General features: G+C 31.5%; 4 protein-coding genes. 1 reads left to right on the forward strand and 3 read right to left on the reverse strand.

Annotated features, from left to right (window positions below; genetic code table 11):
• The 3 genes from HG1285_RS03505 to elbB all read right to left on the reverse strand — a co-directional run.
• Positions 1 to 547: homoserine dehydrogenase (locus tag HG1285_RS03505; RefSeq protein ID WP_008288853.1), on the reverse strand; the 547-nt coding region annotated here is incomplete at its 3' end.
• Positions 548 to 558: 11 nt separating this feature from the next.
• The gene (locus HG1285_RS03500) at positions 559 to 1,032 is read right to left on the reverse strand and encodes a deoxycytidine triphosphate deaminase (RefSeq protein ID WP_008288854.1); all 474 of its coding nucleotides are present in this window, start codon (positions 1,030 to 1,032) and stop codon (positions 559 to 561) included.
• A 2-nt stretch (positions 1,033 to 1,034) separates the two neighbouring features.
• A complete protein-coding gene (gene elbB, locus HG1285_RS03495; RefSeq protein ID WP_008288855.1) occupies positions 1,035 to 1,694 on the reverse strand; it encodes an isoprenoid biosynthesis glyoxalase ElbB in 660 nt (219 codons plus the stop codon).
• A gap of 77 nt (positions 1,695 to 1,771) precedes the next feature.
• Between elbB and atpC the strand changes: the two genes are divergently transcribed.
• The coding region (gene atpC / locus HG1285_RS03490) for an ATP synthase F1 subunit epsilon (protein ID WP_008288856.1) at positions 1,772 to 2,001 on the forward strand (230 nt) is incomplete at its 3' end.

Consider the following 2,001-nt stretch of genomic DNA (forward strand, 5'->3'; position numbering starts at 1 on the left):
TTGGCTTCATTAAGTGCTGTTTAAAGTCTTTTCCTTCTTTAAACATTGAAGTTAGAATATAATTTGTTGTTCCGTTTAGTATTCCATATATTTTATTTATTTTGTTTGCAACAAGTCCTTCCCTTAATGCCCTTATAATAGGTATCCCGCCAGCAACAGCTGCCTCATATCCAATCCTTATATTCTTATCTTCTGCTTTTAGGAATATATCTTTTCCTTTTTCAGCAAGGAGTGCTTTGTTTGCAGTTACTATATGTTTTCCTTTTTCTATAGCTTTTAGGGCAAGTTCGTAAGGAAAATCTATACCACCAGTTAATTCAATAATTATTTTTATATCTTCATCATTTAAAATTTCATCTAAAGAGTTCGCCTTTTGATTTTCTTTTAATGGAAATTCAAATTTTTTATTCCAGTTTCTTGTAAAAACCTTTTTTAAATTTATCTCAACTCCAGCTCTTTTTTTTAAAATCTCTTTTTTTTCTTCTAAAATTTTTGCAGTTCCATTTCCAACTACTCCGTATCCAACTATTGCAACATCTACTTTCAAGCCAACCTCCTTTAATCAACTTTATGAAAAGTTAAATGGCATATTTTCATATCTTTAAAAATTCTTACAGGAAAATCGTTTGTATTATAGAGTATAAACGTTATGTTCCCTTCAAACCCTGCATCAATCATCCCTGCATTAATAAGATGAAGACCCATTTGTGAAAGTCTAAGTTTTGGAGATATTGATACTGCTATTGAAGGGTCTGTTTTTATGTACTCGTTTGACTGGGCTATAAAAATTTTATTTTTTTCTATTACCATTCCTGAATCAGTTATTCTATCCTTTTCTAAAACATTAAAATAAGGATTTTTTAAATCAAGCATTTCAATTGGGTATAAAATTTCTTCTGAATACCTATAAAAGTCTTCAGAAAGGGTTAAATCAACAAAAATACCATTTAATTGATACTCTAAATCAAAGGGCTCAATTTCTATGAGCCCATTTTTTAAATTTTCCTTTATTTTATCTTCACTTAAAATCAATATTACTCTCCTTTAGCAAGTCTTAAAACTTCATTTACGAGTTTTTCAATACCTTCTGCAACGTCTTTTATTGTTTTTCCTTCCATGTATGCAGGTGTTGAAACTATTTTATTTTCTTCATCAACTAAAGCCTCAGAAACTGGGCATACTAAATGCTGTTGTCCCATTGCTTCTATAGCCTTTGCCACTTCTTCATCACTACCAATTGTAAGTTTTGCTTTTGCCTCTCTTAAAGCTGAAGCAACTATTACAGGTGAAATACACACTGCTCCAATTGGTTTTTTCTTTTCAAACATTTCAATAAGAAGTCTTTTAACCTCTGGAATAACTTCTGCCTCTGCTCCTTTTTCTAAAAAGTTTGAGAAGTTTTTGGCTACTCCGTATCCACCTGGCATGATTAAAGCATCAATATCATCTGCAGAAACTTCATTTATATCTTTTATATTTCCTCTTGCAATTCTTGCAGCTTCAACTAAAACATTTCTTGTTTCCTCGGTTTTTTCACCTGTAAGATGGTTGATAACCTCTTTTTGAGGAATATTTGGAGCCATGCAAACTACTTCAGCACCAGCTTTATCTAAAAAATATAATGTAAGTGTTGCTTCGTGTATTTCAGCACCATCAAAAACTCCACACCCTGCAAGTAAAACTCCAACTTTCATGACAATACCCTCCTTCTTTAAAATTTATACAAACTATTGTAAACTAATTTATTGAATAATTTAAATGGAGGCAAGGTATGTACAAACTTGAAATAGTAACCCCTGAAGGAATAGTATACAGCGATGAGGTATATCAGACAGTTGTAAATACGGCAGACGGAGAAATGGGAATTTTAGAAAACCACATGCTTGTTTTAACTAATGTTATTCCTGGAAAAATTACAATAGAAAAAGAAGGACAGGAGCCTGTTGAATATGCATCAACTTACGGTGTAATAGATGTTGCTGGAAATAAAGTAATAATACT

It is taken from the genome of Hydrogenivirga sp. 128-5-R1-1 (assembly GCF_000171895.1).

Coding starts and splice junctions, on each gene's coding strand:
- elbB (WP_008288855.1), bottom strand. CDS start 1,694: ATGAAAGTTGGAGTTTTACTTGCAGGGTGTGGAGTTTTTGATGGTGCT.